Origin of the sequence: Streptomyces sp. URMC 126 (assembly GCF_051386555.1) — a bacterium.
Taxonomy (GTDB): domain Bacteria; phylum Actinomycetota; class Actinomycetes; order Streptomycetales; family Streptomycetaceae; genus Streptomyces.
Genome location: NZ_JBPQTX010000556.1, coordinates 1 through 2,244, shown reverse-complemented (window position 1 = coordinate 2,244; position 2,244 = coordinate 1). Strand labels below are relative to the sequence as shown.

General features: G+C 77.3%; 1 protein-coding gene. It reads left to right on the top strand.

Features of this window, described 5'->3' with window-relative positions; genetic code table 11:
• Positions 1-2,232 carry a glycoside hydrolase family 31 protein gene (locus ACSNOK_RS32635; RefSeq protein ID WP_436784408.1) on the top strand — a complete coding sequence of 744 codons (2,232 nt, stop codon included), beginning with the start codon at positions 1-3 and terminating at the stop codon, positions 2,230-2,232.
• Positions 2,233-2,244: the final 12 nt, after the last annotated feature.

Here is a 2,244-nt window from a genome sequence, read left to right as displayed (position 1 = left end):
GTGGCCGAGCGGGCGCGGGTGCCGGGGCCGCTGTGCGGGGCGGATCCGGAGCCGGGCGGCGGGGTGGTGCGGTTCGCCCGGTCGTTGCTGCGGGTGCGGGTGGCGGCCGGCGGCGCGGTGTTCTGCGGGTGGGACGGCGCGGAACCGGAGCCGTCGTACGCCCTGGCGGGCGCGGCGCCGGAGGTGGACGAGCGGGTGCTGCTGGAGCCGGACACGGACGGCGGCTGGCGGGTGGTGTCGGAGCGGGTGCTGGTGGTGGTGTCGCGGCACGGGGCGGTGGAGGTGCGGACGCCGGGCGGGGTGCTGTTGCGGCGTGACCAGCCGCCGCGCTGGTGGGACCCCGTGGACTCGCCGGCCGCCGAGGCGGGGCCGCGGTGGACGCAGCGGTCGGAGGTGCCGGCGGACGCCCGGTTCTTCGGCCTGGGCGGCCGGTCGTCGGGGCCGCGGCTGCGGGAGGGCGCGTACCGGCTGTGGAACACCGACCCCGGGGGCTCGTTCGAGCCGGGGGACGATCCGCTGTACGTCACCATGCCGGTGCAGTTGGTGGTGGCGGACGCGGGTACGCACCTGGTGTTCCACGACAACTCCTGGGACGGGCGGGTGCTGCTGTGGGAGGGCGAGGAGGGGGCCGGTTCGGGGCACGACCGGCCGGGCCGCTGCGAGGTGCGGATGTCCGGGGGGCCGCTGCGGTACTGGGTGATCGCCGGCGCCCCGGCCCGGGTGCTGCGCGGCTGGGCGGCGCTGACCGGCGGCCCCGCGGTGCCGCCCGCCTGGGCGCTGGGGTACCACCACGCGCGGTGGGGGTTCGGCAGCGAGGCGGAGGTGCGGCGGGTGGTGACCGGGTACCGGGAGCGCGGGCTGCCGCTGTCCGCCGTGCACCTGGACATCGACCACTACCGGGGCCACCGGGTGTTCACCGTGGACCGGGAGAGTTTTCCGGATCTGCCCGGGCTGGCCGCCGAGCTCCGCAAGGAGGGCATCCGGCTGGTGTCGATCGTGGACCCGGGGGTGAAGGCCGAGCCGGGCTGGGAGGTGTACGACGCGGGGGCGGCGGCCGGCGCGTACGTGCGGGACGGGCGCGGACGGCCGGTGCGCGGCGAGGTGTGGGCCGGGACGTCGGTCTTCCCCGACTTCACCGACCCGGGGGTGCGCCGGTGGTGGGGCGGGCTGTACGCGGAGCGGCTGGCGGAGGGGTTCTCCGGCTTCTGGCACGACATGAACGAGCCGGCGGCGTTCGCGGCGTTCGGCGAGCACACGCTGCCGCGGTCGGCACGGCACGCCCTGGAGGGCCGGGGCGGCGACCACCGGGAGGCGCACAACGTGTACGCGCTGGGCATGGCCCGGGCGGGGTACGAGGCGCTGCGGGCGCTGCGGCCTGACGAGCGCCCGTTCCTGTTCTCGCGGTCGGGCTGGGCGGGGATGCAGCGGTACGGGGGGACGTGGTCGGGTGACGTGACGACGGGGTGGCCGGGGCTGCGGGCGTCGTTGTCGCTGGTGCTGGGGCTGGGGTTGTGCGGGGTGCCGTTCTCGGGTCCCGACGTGGGCGGGTTCACGGGGTCGCCGTCGCCGGAGCTGTACCTGCGGTGGTTCCAACTGGGCTCCTACCTCCCGCTGTTCCGCACCCACGCGGCGATCTCGGCGGGGCGCCGGGAGCCGTGGGAGTTCGGCCCGGAGGTGCTGGAGCACGCGGGGGCGGCGCTGCGGGAGCGGGTGCGGCTGCTGCCGTACTTCGTGACGCTGGCCCATCTCGCGCGGCTGACGGGCGCGCCGTACGTCCGTCCGGTGTGGTGGCGTTCGCCGGAGGACCGGGCGCTGCGGGACTGCGAGGACGCGTTCCTGCTCGGGGACGCGCTGCTGGTGGCGCCGGTGCTGGAGCCGGGGTCCGACCGGCGGGCGGTGCGGCTGCCGCGCGGCCGCTGGTACGACACGGCGACGGGCCGGGCCCACGAGGGACCGGGCCAGGTGCTTTTGGACGCCCCCCTCTCCCGGATCCCGGTGCTGGCGCGGGCGGGCGCGGTGGTCCCGGTCGCGGGTGCGGACGGCGGGGTGGAACTGGAGGTGTGGGCCCCGGCGGCAGGCCGGACGGGGGGCGGGGTGCTGGTCGTCGAGGACGGCGTGGGCGAGAGCGCGGAGGTGCGGCGGTTCACGACCGGGTGGCGGGACGGCGCGGTGGCGGTGGAACGGGAGGGCGCGACGGAGGTCGGGCTTCCGGTGCGGGTGCGGGGGGTGTAGGCTGTCTCTTAT